The 26600-nt window shown below is 54.8% G+C and carries 13 protein-coding genes and 1 pseudogene; 11 read left to right on the plus strand and 3 right to left on the minus strand.

What is annotated here, in order from left to right; all coding sequences use genetic code 11:
- The first annotated feature begins 15 nt into the window (after window positions 1-15).
- From ACR6AS_RS03630 to ACR6AS_RS03665, 8 genes and pseudogenes are all read left to right on the plus strand, one after another.
- Window positions 16-1320, plus strand: a complete 1305-nt coding sequence (locus ACR6AS_RS03630; RefSeq protein WP_111138662.1) for an NAD(P)/FAD-dependent oxidoreductase — start codon at window positions 16-18, stop codon at window positions 1318-1320.
- A gap of 581 nt (window positions 1321-1901) precedes the next feature.
- Window positions 1902-3611, plus strand: coding sequence for a ShlB/FhaC/HecB family hemolysin secretion/activation protein (locus tag ACR6AS_RS03635; protein WP_367396252.1), 1710 nt, complete (start codon window positions 1902-1904; stop codon window positions 3609-3611).
- A gap of 39 nt (window positions 3612-3650) precedes the next feature.
- Complete coding sequence (locus ACR6AS_RS03640) at window positions 3651-14042, plus strand: hemagglutinin repeat-containing protein (RefSeq protein ID WP_434161147.1); 10392 nt, start codon at window positions 3651-3653, stop codon at window positions 14040-14042.
- 473 nt (window positions 14043-14515) lie between these two features.
- Window positions 14516-14779 carry a hypothetical protein gene (locus ACR6AS_RS03645; protein WP_128086896.1) on the plus strand — a complete coding sequence of 88 codons (264 nt, stop codon included), beginning with the start codon at window positions 14516-14518 and terminating at the stop codon, window positions 14777-14779.
- A 653-nt stretch (window positions 14780-15432) separates the two neighbouring features.
- Entirely contained in the window at window positions 15433-15654 is a 222-nt protein-coding gene (locus ACR6AS_RS03650) for a hypothetical protein (RefSeq protein WP_434161149.1), read from the plus strand.
- A gap of 50 nt (window positions 15655-15704) precedes the next feature.
- Entirely contained in the window at window positions 15705-16052 is a 348-nt protein-coding gene (locus tag ACR6AS_RS03655; RefSeq protein ID WP_434161151.1) for a hypothetical protein, read from the plus strand.
- 58 nt (window positions 16053-16110) lie between these two features.
- A pseudogene (locus ACR6AS_RS03660) lies at window positions 16111-18344 on the plus strand (VENN motif pre-toxin domain-containing protein); the annotation flags it as partial.
- Window positions 18341-18829 carry a hypothetical protein gene (locus tag ACR6AS_RS03665; RefSeq protein ID WP_434161153.1) on the plus strand — a complete coding sequence of 163 codons (489 nt, stop codon included), beginning with the start codon at window positions 18341-18343 and terminating at the stop codon, window positions 18827-18829. The pseudogene ACR6AS_RS03660 and the gene ACR6AS_RS03665, both read left to right, overlap by 4 nt.
- Window positions 18830-18871: 42 nt before the next feature.
- Here the strand turns inward: ACR6AS_RS03665 and ACR6AS_RS03670 are convergent, their stop codons facing one another.
- Window positions 18872-19102, minus strand: a complete 231-nt coding sequence (locus ACR6AS_RS03670) for a SymE family type I addiction module toxin (protein ID WP_111138666.1) — start codon at window positions 19100-19102, stop codon at window positions 18872-18874.
- A 1011-nt stretch (window positions 19103-20113) separates the two neighbouring features.
- Here ACR6AS_RS03670 and ACR6AS_RS03675 point away from each other — a divergent pair.
- The 3 genes from ACR6AS_RS03675 (at window position 20114) to ACR6AS_RS03685 (ending at window position 22452) form a co-directional block, all read left to right on the plus strand.
- A complete protein-coding gene (locus tag ACR6AS_RS03675) occupies window positions 20114-20677 on the plus strand; it encodes an Ail/Lom family outer membrane beta-barrel protein (RefSeq protein ID WP_111138667.1) in 564 nt (187 codons plus the stop codon).
- Between the two features lie 286 nt (window positions 20678-20963).
- Entirely contained in the window at window positions 20964-21503 is a 540-nt protein-coding gene (locus tag ACR6AS_RS03680) for a hypothetical protein (RefSeq protein ID WP_434161155.1), read from the plus strand.
- Window positions 21504-21909: 406 nt separating this feature from the next.
- On the plus strand, window positions 21910-22452 hold the full coding sequence (locus tag ACR6AS_RS03685; protein ID WP_111138716.1) for a glycine zipper 2TM domain-containing protein: 543 nt from the start codon (window positions 21910-21912) through the stop codon (window positions 22450-22452).
- Window positions 22453-22576: 124 nt separating this feature from the next.
- On the opposite strand, the gene mfd is transcribed toward ACR6AS_RS03685, so the two are convergent.
- Both mfd and ACR6AS_RS03695 read right to left on the minus strand, forming a co-directional pair.
- Entirely contained in the window at window positions 22577-26020 is a 3444-nt protein-coding gene (mfd, locus tag ACR6AS_RS03690) for a transcription-repair coupling factor (protein ID WP_367396262.1), read from the minus strand.
- A 225-nt stretch (window positions 26021-26245) separates the two neighbouring features.
- Window positions 26246-26455, minus strand: a complete 210-nt coding sequence (locus ACR6AS_RS03695) for a hypothetical protein (protein ID WP_111138670.1) — start codon at window positions 26453-26455, stop codon at window positions 26246-26248.
- Window positions 26456-26600 lie beyond the last annotated feature (145 nt).

Genomic DNA, 26600 nt, shown 5'->3' on the forward strand with positions numbered 1-26600 from the left:
TTGAGGGGGTCTTTGTTGACTACGTCAGTTAAGAAAATTGTTATTGTCGGAGGGGGAGCCGGCGGTCTTGAGATGGCTACGCAACTGGGCCATAAACTGGGGCGCAAAAAAAAGGCCGAGATTATTCTGGTCGACCGTAACCACAGCCATCTGTGGAAGCCGCTGCTGCATGAAGTCGCGACCGGCTCCATGGATGAGGGCATTGATGCACTGAGCTATCTGGCGCATGCCCGCAATCACGGGTTTGAGTTTCAGCTGGGTTCCCTCACCGACATCGACCGCAGCCGGAAAGTCATCCGTCTGGCTGAAGTGGTGAACGCGCAGGGCGAAGTGCTGGTGCCGCAGCGGGAAGTCGCCTATGACCAGCTGGTGATGGCGCTGGGCAGTACCTCAAATGATTTCGGCACCCCGGGTGTCAAAGATCACTGCATCTTCCTGGACAACCCGCATCAGGCGCGCCGCTTCCACAATGAGATGCTCAATCTGTTCCTGAAATTCTCCGCCAGCGAAGGCAGGCAGGAGAAAGTGAACATCGCCATCGTCGGTGGCGGCGCGACCGGCGTTGAACTCTCTGCTGAACTGCATAATGCGGTGAAGCAGCTGCACAGCTATGGATTCAAAGGCCTGGGGCGTGAAGCGCTGAATGTGACGCTGGTCGAGGCGGGCGAACGTATCCTGCCTGCTCTGCCACCGCGCATCTCCGCCGCAGCGCATCAGGAGCTGACCAAACTGGGCGTGCGTGTTCTGACACAGACCATGGTCACCAGTGCTGAGCACAACGGCCTGAACACCAAAGGCGGCGAGTTTATCGAAGCCGACCTGATGGTCTGGGCCGCCGGGATCAAGGCGCCTGACTTTATGAAAGAGATTGGCGGACTGGAAACCAACCGTATCAATCAGCTGGTGGTTAAAGAGACGCTGCAGACCACGCTGGACGATGATATCTACGCGATTGGTGACTGCGCCTCCTGCGCACTACCGGGCGGCGGTTTCGTGCCGCCTCGCGCCCAGTCTGCGCATCAGATGGCCTCACGCGCGATGGATAATATTCTGGCGCAGCGTGCCGGTAAGCCGCTGAAAGCCTATGTCTATAAAGATCACGGCTCGCTGGTGTCGCTCTCGCGCTTCAGCACGGTCGGCAGCCTGATGGGTAACCTGATGCGCGGCTCGATGATGGTGGAAGGGCGGATTGCGCGCTTTGTCTATATCTCGCTCTATCGTATGCACCAGATCGCGCTGCACGGTTACTTTAAAACCGGCCTGATGATGCTGGTCGGCAGCCTCAACCGGGTGATCCGCCCGCGGCTTAAGCTGCACTAAGCTTCCGCGCTGAACCGGGTTAAAAACGAGCCTCCTCTATGCTGAGGGGGCTTTTTTATGGCCGTAACAGGCGCTTAACAACAATAGCCGCTCAGGAACCGCCTCCGCTTTTACAGACTGCATTGCTTAACTTTATTTGATGATTTCTGAATGTGGTGAGAAGGGCCCTTTCAGAAAAACTGCAAAATACAGATCCATAGAAAAATAGAGATTAACAGCGAGGTACTGCGTAGTAAGTGACGTCTTATTCAGTCAACATCTGCATTCTGAAATAAGATTAACCCTTCGAAAACCCATTTTCTTTTAAGGTAATGAATATATTGCTATTTAAATGGGGCTGTCCCTTTCCCCTGCATTTCAGCAGCCTGTTGAAACCGCCTGATGAAATGAGACCGGGCACCATGAAACAGCTTTATTTAGGATAAAATGGCCCGATTTGAAGTGTCTGTATCGCACTGGTGTGTAAGGTTATTGTAAATTTTTCTACATTTTTTCTTGAGGTTTTCAATTCCAGCGCCATAATGTGCGCATAAAAAATACCAGATATACATTTTGTAACACATTTGCTACATGGACAGGTTATGCAGCTCGAAACAAAAGGACTTATTAAAGCGCTGGCATTTCTGCCTTGCGCCCTCCTGATTAATGCGCAGGTAGTGCAGGCTGCACCGGGTGATGAGCAGTTGCAGCATCAGCAGGAGCAACAGAAAGCGCGTCAGCAGCGGCTGATGCCGCAGGTACCTGATATTCGTCTTTCGGAGAAGGTTCCTTCACCTTCCCATCTGAATTTTCCGCAGGAAACACCCTGTTTTGTTATCCAGCAGGTCAGCCTGTCCGGGCTGGAGGCGATGCCGCACTGGGTGCCACTACGGCGCCTGGCCAGTCAGGCAAATGGCCACTGTCTCGGTGTAAAAGGGATTAGCCAGTTGATGGGCACGCTGCAAAACCGGCTGATTAATCACGGCTGGGTAACGACGCGCGTACTGGCACCGCAGCAGGATTTGCGTCAGGGTGTACTGCACCTGCTGATCGTGCCTGGCAAAATCCGCAAGGTAGAGCTTTCATCATCTTCCTCCCGTTACGTCAGCCTGTGGCCAGCATTGCCAGCCCATGCCGGTAATCTCCTGGATTTGCGCGATATCGAGCAGGGGCTGGAAAATCTGCAGCGCCTGCCGACTGTGGAAGCGCGTATGGCGCTGCGTCCAGGACTCAATCCGGGTGAGAGCGACATTGTGATTGAACGCACTCAGCATCGCTTATGGCGCCTCGGCGTGTGGCTCGATGACTCGGGTACTGAAAGTACCGGCCGCTATCAGAGCGGAATTATGCTGGCGCTTGATAATCCGACTTCACTGAGCGATCTCTTCTATCTGACCGCCAGCCGCGACCTGGGATTTGCGGGCAGAAAAAGCAGCAAAAGCCTGTCGGGGCATTATTCGGTGCCTTTTGGCTACTGGTTATTTGGTCTTACCGCCAGCGATTACGACTATCACCAGACTGTCGCAGGTTACAGCCGCGATTTTCTCTATGCCGGGAAGAGCCGAACGCTGGATGCGCAGGTGAGCCGGGTGATCTATCGTAACGCCGCCGCTAAAACCAGCGTCAGTGCCGACGTACTGGTTAAAGCGTCGCGTAACTTCATCAATGATACGGAAATTACCAGCCAGGAGCGTCGAACCAGCGCATGGCGGCTTGGTCTGTCTCACCGGCATTATATCGGCCCGGCCACGCTGGACGCCGGTGTCAGTTATCAGCGTGGTACCCGCTGGTTCGGGGCACTGCCTGCGTGGGAGGAGTCATATCACGACTCCACCTACGCTACCGCGCTATCTAAAATTCTCACCTGGCAGGCGGGCCTCACTACGCCGTTTTCGCTGGGAAATCAGCGTTTAAGTTACAACATCCAATACCGACGCCAGATGAGTAACACCCCGCTGACACCGCAGGATGAGTTCGCGATTGGCAATCGCTGGACAGTGCGTGGTTTCGATGGGGAACGCACCCTCAGTGCCAGCCGGGGCTGGACTGTACAGAACACGCTGGCCTGGCAGACGCCGCTGCCTGCTCAGGAACTTTATCTGGGTGCTGACTATGGCGAGGTGGGAGGCAACAGTGCCTCTCAGGGCGGGCCGCTGGGACGTCATCTGGCGGGTGGTGTTGTCGGATTACGCGGCGGCATCATACCTGCCGGGGTCAGTTACGACTTTTTTGCGGGAATTCCGCTGTCGAAACCGGACGGCTTCAAAACCGATCCTGTGACTTTTGGTTTCAGCGTGAACTGGAATTACTGAATCCTTCATCAATATTGCTGACAATGGACTGTGCGCATTATGAATAAACTTTGCTATCGCCTTATTTTCAATCGGGTTCGCGGCATGTTAGTGGTGGTATCTGACATCACCCGCAGCGGCTATTCGCGCGTTGCCCGATGCCGTCAGCGCACCTCTCATTCAGAGACGCAGGTACGGATTTCACCGCTCAGCTTTGTACTCTGGCTGGCGGCAGGGGTGGTCAGCCTGCCGGCGCAGGCCAATATTGTGGCCGACAGCAGTGCGCCAGGCAGCCAGCAGCCCACCGTCATGGCCACTGCTAACGGTCTGCCGCAAATCAACATTCAGACGCCAAACAGTCAGGGGGTCTCACGCAATCAGTACAGTCAGCTCGACGTCGATGCGCGTGGCGCAATCCTGAACAACAGTCATCAGAACAGCGCCACTCAACTTGGCGGCATGGTGGCGGCTAACCCATGGCTTTCAAAGCAGGAAGCGACGGTCATACTCAACGAAGTGAATAGCCGTAATCCCAGCCAGCTGAACGGGTTTATTGAAGTGGCGGGTAAACGGGCTGCCGTAGTTATCGCTAACCCCTCAGGCATTACCTGTAACGGCTGTGGATTTATTAACGCCAGCCGCAATACGCTTACCACCGGCCAGGCACTGATCGAAAACGGTCAGCTCAAGGGGTTTGATGTGAATGGCGGCCGCATCAATATTGAAGGTAAGGGCCTGAATGACAGCGATGCGGACTATACCCAGATCATCGCGCAGTCGGTGGCGGTTAACGCGAAAGTCCATGCCCGTGAACTTAATGTGGTTTCGGGCAGGAATCAGGTTACGGCTGAAGGCAACGTCACCACAGTAAAAACGGATGATGGGGCAACACGCCCTGAGTTTGCACTGGACGTCGCGGCAATCGGTGGTATGTATGCCCATAAAATCACCCTGACCGGTACCGAGAAAGGTGTGGGTGTGCGCAATGCTGGCGAGCTGGGGGCCAGCGCAGGTGAACTGCATCTGACGGCAGATGGCAGGCTGGAAAACAGTGGTACCTTGCAAAGTCAGGCTGCACTACAGATAGCCAGCACTGGCGATCTACAGAATAAGGGAAATATCGTCTCACAGCAGGATGTGACGCTGACCTCCGGCGGCACGCTGCGCAACAGCGGACTGGTAAGCGCTGGCAGTAACACAACGCTTACTGCCAGCACGCTTGAGAATACCGCTGACAGCACCCTGGCGGCAGGCGTTGACAGCAATGGCACATTGAGTCAGCCCGGCAATTTACTGCTGACCAGTCAGGGTAACCTTACAGCACAGGGCAAAAATCTGGCGCATAACCAGATTCAGGCGCGGGGAGCCCAGGTCGATATGACCGGCAGCCAGACTTCGGCTGATGCTATTGTGCTGACGTCTACCCAGACAAACATCAGCACCCAGGGGGCAACCATAGCGGGCAGCACGCTCGAAGTTCAGTCTGCAACGAACCTTAATAATGATGATGGCAAGCTGGCTGCTGGCAGACTGACTGTTTCAGCGCAAAACATCAGTAACAATCGTGGTCTGCTACGCCAGCAAAACCGTGAAACCCTGGCTATTTCCACTGGTTCATTGTTTAACAATCAGGGCACGCTGAGCAATGAGGGCGATACCCGGCTGCGGGCTCAGCACATTGAAAACCGGGGCGGACTCATTTCAGGTAACGGCGATTCACTGTGGCTTGAAACGCCATCGCTTGATAATCAGGGCGGCACGGTGCAACTGGCAGGCAGCGGCGCGCTGAATCTAAATGCGACTCGCCTCGATGGAAATAAGGGCAATCTGTTATCAGCGGGTGCGCTAACACTCAGCGGTGAAAGGATTGATCTTTCAGAGGGACATACCCAGGCAGAGGCGCTGACACTGACAGCGGGCACGCTGGATAACCATCAGGGTCTGCTGTCGCAGCGTGGTACAGGCGAGATGGCGATCATGGCTTCAGGCGGCGCAGACAACCGCGATGGACGGATTGAGAGCGGCGGTAACCTGCATCTCACTTCAGGCAGCCTGGATAACAGTAGCGGCACGTTGCTGGCTGCTGGCAGTGGCAATCTGCAACTGCAGGTTCAGGAGACCCTGACAAACGCTCAGGGGGCGATACAGGCCAGCCGCAATCTGCAACTTACGGGTGGGCATCTGAATAATCAGCAGGGCCTTATTGCCTCAACTGGCGGTGATGCTACGCTGAAAACCCGCGAGGCTATTGATAACACGCAGGGCCGTATCGAAGCGAGCCGGCAGGTGACTCTTCGCAGTCAGGCGCTGAATAATCAGCGTGGAACCGTGCTCGGTCACGATGTAGATATCGATACGCAGCGGGGCGAACTGAACAATGTCAGCGGCAATCTGGTCGCGCGTACCACTCTCAGTATTTCCAGTGGAAAAACGGACAATCAAACCGGGCTGATCCAGTCAGGCGACGCTCTTACGCTCGATACACATGGGCAGGTGCTGAATAACCGCAACAGTGGCAAAGCAGGACTCATCAGCGGTGGCGCGTTACTTCTGTACAGTGGCGACCTTGATAACCAGAACGGCGTCATCGCCGCTGCGCAGCCTGCCCATATCAGCAGTGACCTGCTGACTAACATTGACGGCATCCTGATGTCGGACGGCGCAATGACGCTCAAGACAGGCAGGCTCGACAATCAGCGAGGCTTATTACAATCAGGTCAGGCGCTTTCTCTGGATACGCAGGGCGCGCAGCTGAACAATAGCGACAGCGGCGATCGTGGCGGCATTGTTGCGCGTGGCGATCTGCAACTCGTCACCGGAATGATACTGAGCGACCGGGGTGTTATTCAGGGGCAGAACCTGCTGATCGATACTCAGGGGCAGGCTGCTGATTTCAGGTCTGGCCTGATGAGTGCCAGAGGTGCGCTGGAGCTGAACAGCGGTGCGCTGGATAATCGTGGCGGTCGATTGCAGTCTGGCGGGGATATGCAGCTGAATACGCACGGAAAAGCCCTGAACAACGCGATGTCGGGGGGCATTGTTGCGGGAGCTAATCTTCAGGTCAGCAGTGGCGATCTCGACAACAGCAGCGGCACGCTGGTCTCGGCAGGTTCTGTACAACTGAATAGCGGCGTGCTGAAGAACGCGGATGGAATAATCAATGCCGATCGTGGACTGACGATTGAAAGCAGCCGCATTGATAATCAGCATGGTCTGCTTCAGGCGGGCCAGGCGTTATCAGTTAACACTCAGGGCGGAGAACTGCTTAACCGCGACAGCGGCGAGCGCGGTGGGCTGATTGCAGGAGGCGATCTGCTTCTGTTGAGCGGCCAGATCGATGGCCGTAATGGTGTAATGCTGGGCCAGAATGTCCGCATCGACACCCATCAGCAGACCTTCGATCATCAGCAGGGGCAACTGGGCGCTAAAGGCACGCTGCAACTGGACAGCGGATTGCTCAACAACCGTGCAGGCAGGATGGAGTCGGGTGGCGATCTCAATCTGGATACCCATGGCAACGAGCTCATTAACCGTGACAGTGGCGCGGCAGGCGGCCTGTTCAGTGCGGGTATCCTGAAGCTCTACAGCGGCACGCTGGATAACCTGCGTGGTTTTATCACCGGCAGCAAAGGGGCACAGATTGCGGCAGGCGACATTCACAACCAGTCCGGCACGCTGACGGGCGGTAAAGGACGGCTTAATCTCACCAGTGGCGAGCTGCAGAACCAGGGCGGCCTGTTACAGGCCGGCAGCGATATGACGCTGGACACCCAGGGCCACGCCCTGATCAATCGCGACAGTGGCAGCCAGCGCGGCATCGTTGCCCTGAACAGTCTGGATCTGCGCAGTGGTGCGATTGATAACCAGACGGGCTTTATTGCCGCCGGAAACCAGGCCACGATCGGTGCCTCTGAGCTGAACAACAGTCAGGGACAAATCGCAGGTAATGGCGGCCTGTTGTTCAGCGGTCAGGCACTGAACAACAGTGACGGTAAACTGCAGTCGGCGGGGGATATCACCCTTAACACGTCCGGCCAGACGCTGGCCAACCAGCGCGGACTGATTGCCAGTGGCGGTAACCTTCACATCGACAGTGGCGCGCTGGATAACCAGCAGGGGCAGATACAGGGCGGCACCGATCTGACGCTCAATGCGGGACAAAATGCGCTGCTTAATCAGACAGGCAAACTCCTCTCGGCAGGCACGCTATCACTGACGGCAGGTCAGCTCACCAACAGCGACGGGCTGGTGCAAAGCGTCGGTGATGGCTTACTGTCGCTGAGCCAGCAACTCGATAACCGCAGCGGGCTGATTCAGGGCGGCCAGCAGATGACGATTACCACGCCATCGCTGATCAACCGCGATACCCGACAGAGCGGCAAAGGGATCGAAGCGGGCAGCTTAACCCTCGAAGCCGATACCCTGGATAACAGCCAGGGTGCGTTACGTGCAAACCAGCGGCTGGCATTAATCGTGAAGCAGGCGCTGGACAACGTCAGCGGGCTGATCTCCTCCGCTGATACCCTGACCATCCAGCAGAGTGCGCCAGCCCGGTCTGTGGCTTCTAAAACCCAGCAGCGTCGGACACTGGCCATCAATAATGCGCCGGGTCAGACGCTGACTATCAACAACCAGCAGGGCACCCTGATCGCCGATCACGACGTACAGATCAATGCGGCTGCGCTGAGCGGCGACGGGCAGGTGCTATCGCAGGGTGATCTTGGCATCGCCCTGGCGGGTGATTTCCATAATACCTCAGCGGTCAAAGCCAACGGCACACTGCGCCTGACGACAGGGGGCGACGTCACCAACGACGGCACCCTCGCGGCCCAGCAGGCGCTCTACCTGACTGCACAGAACGTCAATAATCAGGCAGGTGGTGAGATCAGCGGCGGACAGACCGACATCACGGCAGCGGACACCCTGAATAATCGCGGTCTGATTGATGGTGGCCTGACGCATCTGGTGGCGGGCGTGCTGAATAACAGCGGCACCGGTCGCATCTTTGGAGATCACATTGCCATTGCGGCTTCGCTGCTCAATAACCTCAGTGAAGAGGGCAAAGCGGCGGTGATTGCTGCCCGACAGCGAATGGATATTGCGGCGGGCACCCTGAACAACCGCGACCATGCGCTGATTTACAGTGATGGCGATCTGCATATTGGCGGCCAGCTGGATGCGAATTATCAGGCTACCGGACAGGGGCAGCAGCTCAACAATGACGGGGCAACCATTGAGGCCGGGCAGGACGCCACGATCAGCATGGTGGAAATCAACAATACCAACCGCCATCTGACCACGCAGGTCGTTACGACTGAAGATAGCCAGCACCATGACGCGGTGCTCAAAGGCCATACTGACCGCTTCGACTGGGCCAAAGTGGACACCAGCAAAAAAAATAAATATGGCGTGCACACGGCAAAAATGCCGGACGGCACCAGCGGCAGCGAGTTTTATGAGTATGACTACCGAAGAGTAGTGAAAGAAACCCAGATCCAGGAGAGCGATCCAGGCAAAATCCTGTCGGGCGGTAACATGACCTTTAGCACTGACCGTCTCAACAACCACGACAGCCAGATCGTCGCAGGGGCCGTGCTGGGCGGGCAGATAGGCGAACTGAATAATCAGGCGACGAAAGGAACGCGCGTCACCACGGACGACGGGAAATCGGTACGCTGGTACGCGAAGAAGAAGAAAAAGAAATTTGGCGGAACCAAAACGTCACAAGGTAGAGATAAAAAAACGTATCGCCCGGCACCAGTGACAGAGACCATCGATCTGCAGACGCTGAGCTGGCAGGCTAACGCCGCGCCGCAGGGAAATGGCTACCAGACCGGCAACCGGCAGCAGCAGGGCGTTACTGCGCAGGCCGACAGTATTGGCTCGCCTTCTCTTCAGCAGGCAGTTACCGCCGTGGCGCTGAGTGCCACGGATAGCGGCAGTACCTTACTGCCCGCCGGATTACGCTATGACAGCGCACTGACGCTGGACAAACTCGGCAGCCTCAAAGACCGGCCGCTGCTGTTACCAGCCGGTCAGCAGCTCTCGCTTACGCTGCCCGCAACAGTGGTCGACGGACAGACCATTACGCCGGTGATCCGCGCTGTCTCACCGGACATCCGTCTGCCGGATAACAGCCTCTACCAGTTGCAACCCGGCAGTGACAGCCACTACCTGGTCGAGACCGATCCGCGCTTTGTGAATCAGAAGCAGTGGCTCAGCAGCGACTACATGCAGAATGCCCTGACCACCGACAGCAGCCTGATTCTGAAGCGGCTGGGTGATGGTTATTACGAGCAGCGGCTGGTGCGCGATCAGATTATTCAGCTGACCGGCAGCCGCTACATCAGCGGATATGGCAGCGATGAAGATCAGTATCGCGGGCTGATGAATAATGGGGTAGCCTTTGGCAAAGCCTACAACCTGGAACTCGGCGTGGCGCTGACCCCGGCGCAGATGGCACTGCTCACCAGCGACATCGTCTGGCTGGTGAACCAGACCGTGACGCTGCCGGATGGCACACAGCAGACCGTGCTGGTGCCGCAGGTTTATGCGAAGGTAAAACAGGGTGACTTAACCGGCGACGGCGCGTTGATCGGGGGCGGTAGCGTGGCGCTGAACGCCCGCAACGACATCACCAACAGCGGGACCATTCAGGGCCGCGACGTGACGCAGCTGACGGCGCAGTCGCTGACTAACAGCGGCTACATCAGCGGCAACACGGTTAATCTTACCGCCCGTCAGGATATCACTAACCTCGGCGGCACCCTGCGTGGCGACAGTCAGCTTACGCTGCTGGCGGGGCGCGACATCACCAGCCAGTCCACGCTGCGCGGCGACGGCACCGACCGCTGGATCGATCGTCCGGCCGGTATCTACGTGCAGGGCAGTGACGGTGCGCTGACGCTGAGTGCGCTGAACAATATCACCCTGGCCGCCAGCGATATCGGCAACGCCGGAGAGAAGAGCACCACGAAGATTCAGGCGGGCAATGACCTGACGCTCGGCACCCTCAGCACGCAGCACAGTGAAGACGACAGCTGGAACAGCAGCAACTACCGTCGCCTGTCACAGCAGAGCGACGCCGGGGCACGCATCACCGCCGGTGGTGCGCTGGAACTGAGTGCCGGACAGGATATTCGCGCCACCGCTGCGGACGTCACGGCGGGCGGTGCACTGACCGCCCGTGCCGGACGCGATATCGTACTCAGCGCGGGCAACAGCCGCACCGATCTCGCCGAACACAGTAAACAGACCAGCAAAGGACTGCTGTCGGGCAGCAGCCTGGAGACCCACGACGAGCTGCACAGCAGTCAGGCGCTTAGCACCACCCTGAGCGGCGACAGCGTCCGGCTTCAGGCGGGCCGCGACATTGGCGTGACCGGCAGCAACGTCGCCGGTACGCAGGATGTGGCACTGACGGCGGGCCGCGATCTCAGCATCACGACCGCCACAGAAACGAATAATGAAGTGCATCAGCGCGAGGAGAAAAAATCGGGCCTGATGGGTAGCGGCGGCATCGGTTTCACCGTGGGTCAGGCCATGCAGAAGAGCAGCACCGACGCCAGCGGTGCACTTAACCGCGGCAGCACGGTGGGCAGCAGCGACGGCAGCGTCACCCTCAGCGCCGGTAATCAGCTTACCGTGCACGGCAGCGACGTGATCGCCGGTCAGGATCTCTCCCTGAGCGGCAGCGACGTGACCGTCAGCGCAGCCGAAAACAGCCACACCGCGCTGACGAAGACCGAGCAGAAACAGAGCGGCCTGACGCTGGCGCTGTCCGGGACGGTGGGCGCGGCGCTGAACACGGCGGTGCAGACCGCCCGCACCGCCGATGAGAGCGATGATGGCCGGCTGAAGGCGCTGCAGGGAACCAAAGCGGCGCTGACGGCGGCGCAGGCCGCGCAGGCTTACCAGATGGACGGCGCGCAGACCGGTGCGGCGAACGCCAGAAACACTGCTTCGGGCCTCAAACCGGGTGATAAAGGTTATGACGAAGGCTCCACCAGCTCGGTCGGGATCAGCCTCTCGTACGGCAGCCAGTCGTCGAAAAGCGAGACCCGCTCCGAAAGCCGCGAGGCGCAGGGCAGTACGCTGGGTGCGGGCGGTAACCTGAACATCACCGCCACCGGCGCGCAGCCGGGCAGCGCGGGCGATATCCTCGTGCAGGGCAGTCAGCTGCAGGCGGTGGGCGACCTCGGGCTGACGGCGAAAAACGACATCAGCCTGCTTTCTGCGCAGAACAGCGAGCGCACCGACAGCACCAACAGCAGCAGGGGCGGCAGCGCCGGCATCGGGCTGACTGCCGGATCGGGCGGCTACGGCATCAGCGTGTCGGCCAGCGTCAACGCGGGTAAAGGCCGCGCAAACGGCAACGGGCTGACCCACACAGAGACCACGCTCACGGCGGGCAACGGGCTGAGCCTGAACGCCGGGCGCGACACCACGCTGACCGGGGCACAGTTGCGCGGCGAGAGCGTGAAGGTCGGCACCGGCCGCAACCTGACGCTGACCTCGGAGCAGGACAGCGACCGCTACGACAGTAAGCAGCAGAACGCCAGTGCGGGCGGCAGCTTCACCTTCGGCTCGATGACCGGGTCGGCGAGCGTGAACCTCAGCCAGGACAAAATGCACAGCAACTGGCAGAGCGTGGCCGAACAGACGGGCATCTTTGCCGGTCAGGGCGGCTTTGACGTGACGGCCGGTGAGCACACCCAGCTTAACGGTGCGGTCATCAGCTCCACCGCCAGCGCGGATAAAAACCGGCTCGACACCGGCACGCTGGGCTTCAGCAACATTGAGAACCACGCGGACTACAAAACCGAGCACCAGAGCGCGGGGATGAGCACCGGCGGCAGCATCGGCAGCCAGTTCGGGGGCAACATGGCGAACGGCCTGCTGGCGGGGCTGAACGGCAGCGGGAGCGCCTCGTCGGTGACGAAGGCGGCGGTGAGCGACGGCACGATTGTTATCCGTGATAAGGCGAAGCAGACGCAGGACGTGTCGGCGCTGAGCCGCGACGCAGAGGGGGCGAATCCGGGGCTGGATAAAATCTTCGATAAGGAGAAAGAGCAGCGGCGGATGGAGACGGCGCAGCTGCTGGCGGAAATCGGCAGCCAGGCGGGCGACATCGCGCGGACGCAGGGTGAGATAGCGGCGACAAAGGCCGCTACTGAGAAGATGAAAAACATCTCGCCGGACCAGAGGAAGGACGCCGAAGCGCAGTGGCGGAAGGCGAATCCGGGTCATGAACCCACCACGGCCGACATCACGGGTCAGGTGTACCAGACGCTGTACAACCGGGCGATGCCGGACAGCGGAATGGGAACCGGCGGGGCAGTACAGCAGGGTATCAGCGCGGCGACGGCGGCGATACAGGGGCTGGCGGGCGGAAACGTAGCGCAGGCCTTGAGCGGCGCGGCGGCGCCGTACCTGGCGGAACAGATACATAAGCTGACGGAAGGCAACCCGCAAGCCAACCTGATGGCGCATGCTGTAGTTGGCGCAGTAGTGGCGCAGGCATCTGGTAACTCAGCGCTGGGCGGAGCGGCAGGTGCCGCGACCGCCTCCGCCGCAACTTCCGTGATAGCGAAAACGCTGTACGGTACGGATGACTATAGCAAACTGGATGAGGCGCAAAAGCAGACCATATCAACTCTGAGTACGCTGGCAAGTGGGCTGGCGGGCGGGCTTGCCGGAGACAGTGGAGCTTCAGCTGTTGCAGGGGCTCAGGCAGGAAAAAATACTTCTGAGAACAACGACATGTTCAATCTACCGTCAGGGTTGAACAGTTATGGTAGTGCAGCCTCAACGCTTGGGACGTCAATGGAAGGTGCAGGAGCGACACCGAAAGAGATCAACGCGGCAATGAGTAAAAATGTTAAAGGTGATATGCCTGAAGGGGCAAATATAACCAAAGTTATCGTAAACGGTTATAAAGATGGTGTGTTGATTGCGGGTGCGTGGTATTTAGGCCCGGCGGCGTCGATAGGTAAGGTCGTGGGTGGTGCAGTAATCGCAGAAATAGCGAACGGGACATATCAGTGGTTTGATATAAACAGTGTCAAGAACCAGAGCTTGCCTGAAAACCAGCAAAAAACCTGGGATTACTGGGGCAGTGCTTCTGCGGCAGTAACGGGGGGATTGGCTCCGGGGCGCGGGGTATGGCAGAACGTGGGTATAGCCGCAGGTGGTACAATATTCACAGATGGAGCAGATGCGGTTGCCGTTAGTGGCTCAGTAGTCGGAGCTGCAGCCGGTGGCTTTTTTGGAAAATATGCTCCTATTGGAGTAGACAAAGTAATTGGTGGGAATAATATCCCTGACTTTATATATGATGTGATCGGATCTGGCGGCTCTGAAGTTATCAATGGTTTTACTAAAGAAGCATTAAAAACGCCGGTAGATAGCCAGGGTAAACAAGGGGCTGAGAAAAATGAAAAGTTACATTAAACTATTAATTTACTCATGTATTTTTTGCTGTGTTGTCTACTTTATCTTAACCGGAGGGGTGGCATTATTTATATACCTGACAAAGAATTATTTTTTCTACCCACTGGAACAAATAAAAAGAACATTTTTTTTTGGTACAATATCAGGAGTAACCATAACAGTCGCTGCTTTTGTATTTAATAAAATTGGTGAGCATAAAACCCGTAAATCTCCCCCATCCAATCCTGATTGATCCTGATTGATCCTGATAAAATCCTGACCGGTATCACACTGAGTCGGGATTTTTACTTTATAACTAGTTTGTTACCTTAAGGCGGCTGCCACTCAATTATCCCTTCCGGGATCTCCAGTGGTCGCTTCTGCAACGTGGCAAGAATATAGTCCTGTATTAGGCCCACATTCAGTTCCAGTAGGTGATATTATCGGGGCTGCAGGAGGAGAATTTATTAGCAATGCTGTTAAGGATAGAGTTAATGAGAAGAAAAAATAAGCCGACAGTAGGCTTACTAATTTTAAGCATTTCATACATGGTTTTTTGCTGTTTGATCTTTTTCTCTCTGGCTCAGGTAATGGTAGAACTCATAATGACCGATAAGGTAAGTTTTGAGCGATCAGATATTGAGCATGTTGTGGTCGTAAGTGTTATTGCAGGAACAGCAGCGGCTCTTAGATCATGGATCTTCGCTAAAATAGATGAGCGAAAAGCCAGAAAATCCCACCTATCAGATTCAGAATAAACAAAAAAACTGGTCGAATTTAGCCGGAATTTTTTTACAGCAGTTAAGGAAGGACTTGATTCGTTCTGCCGGCCAAATCCCAGCAGCGTGCTGATGGCAATCGTTTCGGCGCAGAGCCAGCAGCATACAAATGGAGCAGGCAGTAAAAGGAAACCGTGCCGGTTAATGATGACCTGACGGGTGGTAAGCTGGTCAATCCGGCTTAGGATGAAAAGAAAGGAGCGTCGCTGGTTACGCTGGATCGGTCTGGTGAGAAGGGAGCAGGCCATACCGGATATACCGGAGGTGCGCCGGGTACGGCGGGCAATACCACGGTTACGCCGCTTCCTGAGCAGAATAAGGACGATCTGGCTTATCTGGCTGAAGGGGACAAGCCTGCAAATCTTTCTCCTGAAGGGGCTGGTCGCTCAGGTGCTTTTAATGAGGCGAAGAGGCAGTCAGGTATACCTGTATCAAAACATCCGGATAGAGTAACTCCTAATTATGATCGCCGTGGTAAGTTACAGCCAGGTAAAAAACATGAGTTTGATACACGAGATGAAAATGGAAATATCAAAACTATAATTATTAGAGATGATGCTAAAGGCCATTTTTTGGTGATAATGACCCCCAAAATAGAGGTCCGCATTTTAATGACGATTTAGGTAACCATTATGACTATTAAATACAAGGTAAGAGATATAGATAGCATCAAGAAAGGTAATGATGTTATCTGCTTTGATTATATCAATGAATTAACTAATGACTATAAGGCTACCAGTCTTGAAATAAATGCCAGTGATAGAAATGATGGCTATTTTCAGATTTTTAGTGACATGCTGAAGTGGTTGGGTTACTCATCTGAAAAAAATTACTCTATTTTTATGGTGAATTAGCGCCCTGGTTAGATGATACTAAAATAAATCGGCATAAAGGGTTTTGGGGTTTGAAACCATATGGTTGTAAGAATTATAGCTTCCTTAAGGAAAGAAAAAATGTCTTTTTAATCAGAGATAAGAAAATAAAGCTGTGCGGATTTGTTAAGTTGGAGTTTGAAAATTTATCTGACATGATTATGACGACATCGTACAAGGATAAAAGTTTTTATTTTCTTGTTGCTGACTCATGTTTTGATGAGGGTTGTTTTGTTTCGGCTATACAAAAAAACTCGTTTGGGAAAGTTATGGATTATATTCTATCACAAGGTTCAGTAGTATTTATTCTCTTAGGTGATGAGGATTTTAAGTCTTCCGAAATTGTTATGATTGGTGACGTAGATAAAATTATTCCATAAAGGCCGTGGTGGTAATTTTTCAGTTTTAACATGAATTTGAACGTATATCGGGGACTGCAACCTGACGCTGACCTCGGAGCAGGACAGCGACCGCTACGACAGCAAGCAGCAGAACGCCAGCGCGGGCGGCAGCTTCACCTTCGGCTCGATGACCGGGTCGGCGAGCGTGAACCTCAGCCAGGACAAAATGCACAGCAACTGGCAGAGCGTGGCCGAACAGACGGGCATCTTTGCCGGTCAGGGCGGCTTTGACGTGACGGCCGGTGAGCACACCCAGCTTAACGGTGCGGTCATCAGCTCCACCGCCAGCGCGGATAAAAACCGGCTCGACACCGGCACGCTGGGCTTCAGCAACATTGAGAACCACGCGGACTAAAAACCGAGCACCAGAGCGCGGGGATGAGCACCGGCGGCAGCATCGGCAGCCAGTTTGAGGGCAACATGTCGAACGGCCTGCTGGCGGGGCTGAACGGCAGCGGGAGCGCCTCGTCGGTGACGAAGGCGGCGGTGAGCGACGGCACGATGGTTATCCGGGATAAGGCGAAGCAGACGCAGGACGTGGCAGAGCTCAGCCGCGACGTGGCGAACGCGAACCCGGGTCTGGAGGTTATCTTTGATAAAGAGAAGGAGCAGAACCGGCTGAAGGCGGCGCAGCTCATCGGGGAAATCGGCGCGCAGGCGGGGGATATCGCCCGGACGCAGGGCCAGATAGCGGGGATGAAGGCGCAGCAGGACCCGTCGGCGCTTCAGGCGGCGAAAGAGGAGCTGGCCGGAAAAGGGAAGCTGAACCCGACGTCAGATGAGATAGCGAAGCAGGCTTACGACACGGCGATGAAGCCGTTCGGCACGGGGTCGTCGCTGCAGCAGGGCATCAGCGCGGCGACGGCGGCGGTGCAGGGACTGGCGGGCGGTAGCGTGGCGCAGGCGGTAAGCGGGGCGGCTGCGCCGTACCTGGCGGAACAGATACATAAGCTGACGACCACAAAAGGCCCGGACGGCAGGGACGTGGTGAACGTTCAGGCGAACCTGATGGCGCACGCGGTGGTGGGCGCGGTGACGGCATACGCATCGGGTAATGCGGCACTGGCGGGCGCCTCGGGCGCGGCGATGGGCGAGTACATCGCGCAGCAGCTATATCCGGGCGTTAAGCGCGAGGACCTGAGTGAGGAGCAGCGTCAGACGATAAGCGCGCTGGGAACGCTGGCGGCGGGCCTTGCGGGAGGTATTGCCGGCGATAGCGCCGGCAGTGCGGTGGCGGGCGCGCAGGCGGGGAGAAATGCGGTTGAGAATAACTGGCTGCACGTTAATGAAAAGACAGAGCTTGAGATAGCGAAGCAAAAACTCAGGAGCAATGACCCGGCAGAGCGTGAGCAGGCACAGCATAAGATAAATGACCTGCGTGAGAAAGATATCAGCCGTGACCTGAAGGTTATTAATGCCTGTGGTAATGGCCGGGCTGCCAGCCCCGGGTGTGCTTCTGCAAGGCTTGAAGCCTATTCGGCCAGGGAAGAGTACGAAACCGGGAACTACAATAACAAAGTCAGCGATATGTACCCGGATGCATACGGGCAGATAGTGAACCTGCTGAACATTACCAGCGTTGATGCACAGAATCAGCAGCAGGTGAAGGATGCGATGGTGAACTATGCCATGACGCAGCTTGGTGTTGATAAGGCGACGGCAGAGCAGTATGTATCGACTTATGAGGGGATGAAGATTGTTACGGCTTCAATGACGCCTGTCATTGGTCCGGCAGCAGCCAGCAAAATTGAAGCTCTGGCAGGTAAGCAACGACTGGCCAGTAGTTTTGAAATACACTCTCTGCCAGATGCCAACGGGAAAAATCATGTTACAGCAGTGAAGGGTGATGCAAAAATACCTGTAGATAAGATTGAACTGTATATGCGTGGAAAAGCGTCTGGTGATTTGGTGTTATTGAAGAAAGAATATAACTCATTGAAGGATTTGCAAATTAGCAATCAGAAAGAGTTTGCTAAAACACCTGGTGCGAGAGAGAAACTTAACAAACTCAATGATCAAATTCATAATATTGAAAGATCACAGGAAATGGATCGAGTTTTGAATAATGCTGGGATACCAGATAATGCAAAGAACAATGCCATGATTATGGATAGCTTATTGAATTCTGCAAGTGGTGTTACAACATCTAATCGAGAAACATCTATTGTAGTCTCTGGTCAAAGTGGAAATGTCAGGATATATGCGACGTGGAAACTTCTACCTGATGGATCAAAGCGATTGGCTACTGTTAAAACAGGAGCATTCAAATGAAAAGCAATAAGGACAAAGAAGCTTTAATAAAAGGTATAAACAGCTATTTAATTAATGGCTGTGCCGACATTGAATCTTTTGAAGATCCAGTGAGTGAGGTGGTTGATTACCTTAATGCTCTTTTTTCAATAGATATTGGATTAGCTGAAGATATGTGTAAAAAGACACTGAAGACAAAGCATGTTGACAGTTCTTTTTTTAAAGCGATTTGTCTTAATGATTTACTTTTATCTGAGGATGAATGGCCGTTTGCATTTAATTATCTTTTAAATGAGACTGAAAACGTAAGCATTCCTGAGCTTGAAAAGGCGCTGTTCTATTTTTACTGTGCAAAAAATGAGACAGATCCTTACCCTGCACCTGAGGGATTATTCAAAAAGTTAATGAAAAGATATGAAGAATTGAAAGATGATCCCGATGCAAAATTTTACCATCTTCATGAAACGTATAATGATTTTGTAAAAGCTTACTCATTAAGTCATTGAAGAAATCCCGGCCACACAGCGCCGGGATTTTTAATCTGTCAATTACACCCCAGCCAGTCGGATGATCAGCTGTCCCGGCCCGGTGATCACCTCGATCTTCTGCCCGGTCGTAAAGCCCAGCGCTTCCAGCCAGCGGCCTTTAATGGTGAGCTGTGGCAGCGGGTTCGGCTGGCCTTTATTAGGCCGGTATCCCACTTTGTAATAATGCGGCTGCGATCCGCTGGCGGCGGTTGTGGGTGTGCGGGTATCTGGCTTATGATGCGTGTCAGCCATAATCAACTCCTCATCAGTTGGTTGTGGTCAGCGGGCTGTTGGTGGTGACACACCTTCAGTCCGCGCTAAAAAATCTCTCGTTGCGCTCTTCCTTTTCCGTTTTATCCTGTTCAAATATACACCTTCCGCCGGGTAAACTCGCTGAAAGCGAAGTAGTAAACTGCGAGGCGTCTCTGAAAACGGATTCTTTTTTTGCAGTCTGCAATTCGCTTATCCCTTCTTCATATCCCCTTACGGAATATTCTTTCCCGGCTGAATACCACACTATGATTCCGCATTGACCAGCCTTCATTCTGTCTTACTGATTACGCCTTGCCTCAACTAAAATCGGTAATAAAGATTGCGACGTGACGCAGCTGTAACATGACTGCCCATAAGCACATCCGGCAGAAGGGAGCATTGACAGCCTCCATTGGCAGTCAGTTTCAGGTCAGCATTTTTGAATAAGTGCAGTTGTAACTCGCCAATTGCTATTTTCCATACAGGTCAATTTAAATAGATCTGTAACTCAGAGTCTGAATAAAGGGGGGTCTTGCGGTCAGGTTGAGAATCCGTGTTAATAGACGGTATAAAACCGTGTGGTTTTCTGGATGTATTAGCGATAATATTTTCGGTGATTTTTCTTTTTTTGTTGCGATGCGGTCTTGATACCTCTGATTATTTTTTGGCCTGATGATGCCCTGAAAATGGATTGCTAAATAAAATACATTAGTTATTCAGGTGGTGAAATTCCTGACTTAACTCAAATTAAATGGGCGAAATGCCATTGTGAACGAGTGGGATTTAAATCCCAGATTTCCACAGGTCAGCCTGTTTTAAAACATCTGGGTATAAACAGATGCACTCCGATCCTGTCTGAGCATAAGGCGCGGAGCGCTATAGGAAATTCCTGGCCGGTACAGGCGGATTGATAAAACGATAACCAGTCCGCCGGGTATGGGTGATTCAGGGAACGAAGTCCTGCGATAAGCGCAGGGAAATAATGTTAAATTATGAAAAGGAATTAACCATATGACCTCTAAATTAACGATGCTGGCATTACTGTGTGGCGGTATGTTCGTGGGCAGCAATGCGCTGGCTGATAATCACACTGTCTCGATCGGCTATGCTCAAAGCAAAGTTGATGACTTCAAAAACATTCGCGGTGTCAATGTTCAGTATCGCTATGAGTGGAACTCTCCTCTCAGCGTTATTGGTTCGTTCAGCTATCTGAAAGGCGATCAAGGTTTTTCTGAGCGCGAAGATTTTTATGGCGATGTCAGCGGGTATGACGGCAAAACTAAAGTAAAATATTATTCACTGATGGCTGGTCCGGCATATCGTATCAATGACTATGTCAGCTTCTATGGATTGATCGGTGTTGCCCATACCAAAGTGGATGAGAACGTGACTTATCTCGGAGCGTATTCTGAAGATTATAGCGAAAATAAATCCTCTTTTGCCTATGGCGCAGGTATTGTCGTGAATCCAGTCAGCAACCTCTCTGTGAGTGTTGGCTATGAAGGTACTCGCGTGAAATATAACGAAGATGTTGCTATCAATGGTTTCAACATTGGTATCGGCTACCGTTTCTGATTTAACGCTAAAATCTGCAACCCTGATCATCTGGTCAGGGTTGTTTTTTTTGCGGCCTGTGAAGGTTAATATTTAACGAATTTCAGGACTTAGTTAGTTGTCAGATATAGATACCTTATTTTATTTTTTCCGCAGGATTAATAAAGCCTTTGCACAATGATTTGGTAAGCCATTTTGTTTAATGGTTGCATCGCCCCATAAACGCTGTGCAACGCAACAGGCACCCGGTTTCGACATCATTAAAATAATCCCATTTTTATTAAAGTTTAATCAAGGAAGATAAACAATGGCGGCAAAAATCATCATTTCCGGATTAATAGCACTATTATTAAGCAGTTGCACTGCAGGTTTCAGACCTTCTCTGAATGATTATAAAGGACAGGATGCGGCCCGGATTCGTGTCGGTTCAGAGGGTAATACGGCTCTTCAGTTCTTTGAGAAGCAGGATTCAGGTTGCTATAAAAAAGTACTGGAACGCCGTATTACTTCTGGCTTTGCCATTCTGGGTATCCCTCTCACAGGGAATAAAAGAATAGGTATGCCAGCCTCATCTGATAATAATGGTGCTTTCATCAATGAGTTCACCCTGAAACCGGGACAAATGATTCGGGTCTTCCACTACTGGACTGAGACTGGGTACTATCAGAACACTCAAAAATCTGCCACTGCTGAATTTATTCCTCAGGCCAACCATGACTACGAAATTGTGGTCAGAGGCTCTGAATATGCAGGCGATAGCGTGTCCATCAAAAATCTCACCCCGGATGGCGCCGTAGTGGGCTGGGGCGACGTGAAGGAATGCCCGTCAAAGAGTATTTTCGATTAGTTTCCTCTTCCTTCATTCCTGAAGCCTGGTTGCTTCAGGAATGAATCTTCACTTTTACGGCATAGTCAGTAACCTGGTTACAGGTAGCGATGGAAATGCGGTTGCCAGAACAGGCAGTCAGCTTCTTTATAGCACTTAACAAAGATTTATAATATTGATTTTATTGGTTAAATTTCTGGCTTAAATCGATAACAGTAAAAACTTTCTGCACCTCAGAACTCTCCTAAAAACTGGTCCTGAAAGCAAAGTGACCAATTTCTTCCATTTATCTGATGTTGCAATTTCGGTCCATCTGTAAAACTTCATCCCAACAAACACGGCGCGTCGCGCACGCCGGTTAGACCTCCGTCAACGAGGATGCTTTACGGCAGGAATGCGCGGTAACACTTTTCAGGAGGAACTTCCTGTGAATAAATCAATGTTAGCGGGTATCGGTATTGGTGTGGCAGCAGCGCTGGGTGTTGCCGCCGTGGCAGGCATGAACGTGTTTGATCGCGGCCCGCAATACGCTCAGGTACTTTCTGCAACGCCTATCAAAGAGAGCATCAGGCAGCCACGCCAGGAGTGCCGTAATGTCACCCTGACGCATCGCCGGGCCGTACAGGACGAAAACCGTCTTGCCGGTTCTGTATTAGGTGCAGTGGCAGGGGGGGTGCTGGGTCACCAGTTTGGTGGCGGTCGCGGCAGGGATGTGGCGACGGTAGCGGGTGCGGTAGCGGGCGGTTATGCCGGTAATCAGGTCCAGGCCGGACTGCAGGATCGGGATACCTACACCACCACCGAACAGCGCTGCAAAACAGTTTATGATAAACAAGAGAAAAAACTGGGATATGACGTGACCTATAAAATAGGCGACCAGCAGGGCAAAATCCGTATGGAGAACGATCCCGGCACGCGTATTCCACTGGATCGCAACGGTCAGCTGATTCTTAACGGCGACCAGGCGTAATTGGGCAAAGCTTTGCCGCCTTCGCGGCCACACAGCACGACGTAATGAAAAAGGCGCATCTTCCGGATGCGCCTTTTTCATGGTGTTCCGCCCGCCCGGCGCTCAGTACCAGGCGGGCAGGGTGTCAGACCTGATGCTCAGCCAGTTGTGAAACAAAGCCCTGCACCCACTCCATCCGCAGCTTTCTTTCTGACAGTTCACGGGTGAAACGCAGTCGCGTCGGGCCATCCAGCTTCCACTGCTGCGGTTCCTTCTGCAGCAGGCCGATCAGCCAGGCCGGATCCACCTTGTTCTGCGGCGCAAAATCGAAATAACCGCCTTTGTCGCTGGCTTCGATCTTACGCAGCCCCACGGTTTGCGCCTGCAGGCGGATAATTGCCACATCCAGCAGGTTGCGCGCCGCGTCCGGCAGCAGGCCGAAGCGGTCGATCATCTCGACCTTCAGCTCCTGCAGCTCCTCTTCACTCTCCGCGCTGGCGATGCGTTTGTAGAGTGACAGGCGGGTGCTGACATCGGGGATAAAGCTCTCCGGCAGCAGCGCAGGCATGCGCAGCTCCACCTCGGTCTGATTGCTGGTGAGATCTTCCAGCGACGGCTCGCGTCCCGCTTTCAGCGCCTCGACCGCATTCTCCAGCAGCTCCATATAGAGCGTGAAGCCCAGCGTCTCCATCTGGCCGCTCTGCTCATCACCCAGCAGCTCGCCCGCGCCGCGAATCTCCAGGTCATGGGTCGCCAGCGCAAACCCGGCCCCCAGATCTTCCAGCGAGGCGATCGCCTCCAGACGTTTATGCGCATCGGCGGTCATCGCCTTCGGATGCGGCGTTAACAGCCAGGCATAGGCCTGATGATGCGAACGCCCGACGCGCCCGCGCAGCTGGTGCAGCTGAGCCAGACCAAAGTGGTCGGCGCGTTCGATGATGATGGTGTTGGCGGTCGGAATGTCGATCCCGGTTTCGATAATGGTGGTACAGACCAGCACGTTGAAACGCTGATGATGGAAATCGTTCATCACCCGCTCCAGCTCACGCTCACGCATCTGGCCGTGACCGATCGCCACCCGCGCTTCCGGCACCAGCTCGCTCAGGCGCTGCGCCGCTTTCTCAATATTTTCAACGTCGTTATAGAGGTAGTAAACCTGGCCGCCACGCAGTACCTCACGCAGGATCGCCTCACGGATCACCAGGTCATCATATTCCCGGACAAAGGTTTTCACCGCCAAACGACGGGCAGGCGGCGTGGCGATAATGGAGAGATCGCGCATGCCGCTCATCGCCATATTCAGGGTACGCGGAATCGGCGTGGCGGTGAGCGTCAGGATATCCACATCGGCCCGCATTGCCTTAATCCGCTCTTTATGGCGGACCCCAAAACGGTGCTCCTCATCGACAATCAGCAGACCGAGATCGTGCCATTTCAGGTCACTCATCAGCAGCTTATGGGTGCCGATCAGGATGTCGATCTTGCCCTCGCTGGCCTGTTCCAGCACCTGCGCCTGCTCTTTGGCGGTACGGAAGCGGGAAAGCATCTCAATGCGAACCGGCCAGTTGGCAAAGCGATCGCGGAAGTTATCGTAATGCTGCTGAGCCAGCAGGGTGGTTGGCACCAGCACGGCCACCTGTTTATGGTTTTCGATCGCCAGAAATGCCGCGCGCATCGCCACTTCGGTTTTACCGAAACCGACGTCGCCGCATACCAGACGGTCCATCGCCAGCGGCTGGCACATATCGCTCAGTACCGCATTGATCGCCTGCGCCTGGTCTGGAGTCGTCTCAAACGGGAAACTTTCACAGAACAGCTGATACTGCTCACGGTCGTGCTTAAAGGCAAAGCCCGCTTTGGCGGCGCGCTGGGCGTAGATATCCAGCAGCTCAGCCGCGACATCGCGCACTTTCTCCGCCGCTTTCTGCCGTGCGCGTGACCAGGCGTCGCTGCCCAGCTTGTGCAGGGGCGCGTTATCGTCAGCCCCGCCCGCATAGCGGCTGATCAGGTGCAGCGAGGAAACCGGCACATAGAGTTTGGCGTCATTGGCGTAAGAGAGCATCAGGTATTCCGCCTCAATGCCGCCCGCCTCCAGCGTGGTCAGGCCGATGTAGCGTCCTACGCCGTGCTCCAGGTGCACCACCGGCTGGCCGGGGTGCAGTTCCGCCAGGTTGCGGATCAGAATGTCCGGATTGATGGTGTGGCGGGTATCCTGACGGCGACGGCTGACACGCTCGCCCAGCAGATCGCTCTCGCAAATCAGCGCCCGGTTGCCCTGGGTGTCAATAAAACCGCGTTCGCTGGCCCCGATCATCAGCGTGAAACGATCGTCGCCGTTTTCATCAAAGCGATGCACTGGCTGAGGACGCAGCTTGATCCGTGCCAGCAGCTCCTGCAGGCTCTCACGGCGGCCTTCGCTCTCTACCGAGAAGACGACGGCGCCGCTGAAGGTTTCGATAAACTGACGCAGATGATCGAGCGGCGCTTTGGCCTGCGCCTGAATGGCCAGATCCGGCAGCGGGGTGTAGCCGAGGTTGGTATTGGCCGCCTTCGCCGGCAGCACCTCGCTGGTCATCTGAATGCGCGGCCAGGCTTTCAGCTCGCCCATTAACGCATCCGGGCGCAGCCACAGGGTCACCGGCTCCAGCAGCGGGCGCATCGGGTCGACGCGCCGATTCTCATAGCGCGCTTCGGCATCCTGCCAGAAGCGGCTGGCACTGCCTTCGAGATCGCCACAGTTCACAATCAGGGTGTTGTCGGGCAGGTAGCTGAACAGGCTGGGCAACGGCTGCTCGAAAAAGAGCGGCTGCCAGTATTCGATGCCTGCGGGCAGCGTGCCTTTACTGACCTGCTGATAGACATGCTCCGATTCGCGGCGCACATCGAACATTTCACGCCAGCGGCTGCGGAACAGCTCGATGGCCGCTTTGTCGCTGGGAAACTCATGCGCGGGCAGCAGGTTGATTTCGGCGACCGCCTCCAGCGTGCGCTGGGTGTCAACGTCAAACAGGCGCAGGCTGTCGATCTCATCATCAAAGAAGTCGATACGGTAGGGCTGATCGCTGCCCATCGGGAAGAGGTCGAGCAGGGCGCCGCGGGTGGCATATTCCCCGTGCTCCATCACCTGATCCACATGGCGATAGCCCGCCTGCTCCAGCTGGTCGCGCAGCCGATCGCGTGACAGTTTCTGCCCCTGCTTCATAACCAGCGCATGGCCATGCAGGAAACTGTGCGGGCAGACGCGCTGCATCAGCGTATTAACCGGCATGATCAGCATACCGTGCTGCATCACGGGCAGCTGGTAGAGGGTCGACAGACGGGCCGAGATAATATCCTGATGCGGAGAAAAACTGTCATACGGCAGCGTTTCCCAGTCGGCGAGGTAGGCTACCGGCAGATCGGTAAACTGGCGGATCTCATCCAGCAGTCGCAGCGCAGTCTGGGTATCGGGGGTAATCATCAGGACCGGACCGGCGTGGCGTTCGGTAATGCTGGCACACTCTACCGCATGTGCAGCGCCTGTGAGCTGGCCGAGCTGGCGGAGATCGCCGGATTTAACGGGCAGGGTATAACGAGTCTGTTCGGACATGGGATCTCGGGGTTGCTCCATTTTTCCAGGACGTAATCATTCCATATTATGTCAGGGGGATCACCTTTGCGGCACAATTTTCCTGCCGCACCGCGCTGAAGCCGGGCGTTCAGCCCTTACCGGGTGTCGGCGGTAACGAAGCGGATAAGAAGAGGATAGACGCAGACTGGAAAGGAAACAGAGAAAACCACCGTCGCCAGGCAGCGACGGGGTTAAACAGGCAGATTATTTTATGGATTGCTGTGTGTAATGCATGCGTGGCCGGTCGATATTGGCCCAGGATAACTCCTGCTCGGGATGATAGCTGAGATTGCCGTCGTCCCACTTTACGTAATACCCGACGGGGGCGTCCTGCAACTCAAAGACGTTGATGACCTCGCCTCTGATCTCGCCGGACTGATGTTTTACGATGCTGCCTCTGGAAAATGTCGACATGATCGTACCCCTCCCCATCCCGGTGATCGCTCACCCTTTTACGCTGTAACTGAGTGTAGTCTACCCGCAGGGGCGGAGAATAATCCGCCAATAAGCGACGGCTTTATCGGCTATTCCGCTGCTTTGAAGTTGAAGGTGACGCATT

This window comes from Pantoea phosphatilytica, from assembly GCF_051025615.1.
Lineage (GTDB): Bacteria > Pseudomonadota > Gammaproteobacteria > Enterobacterales > Enterobacteriaceae > Pantoea.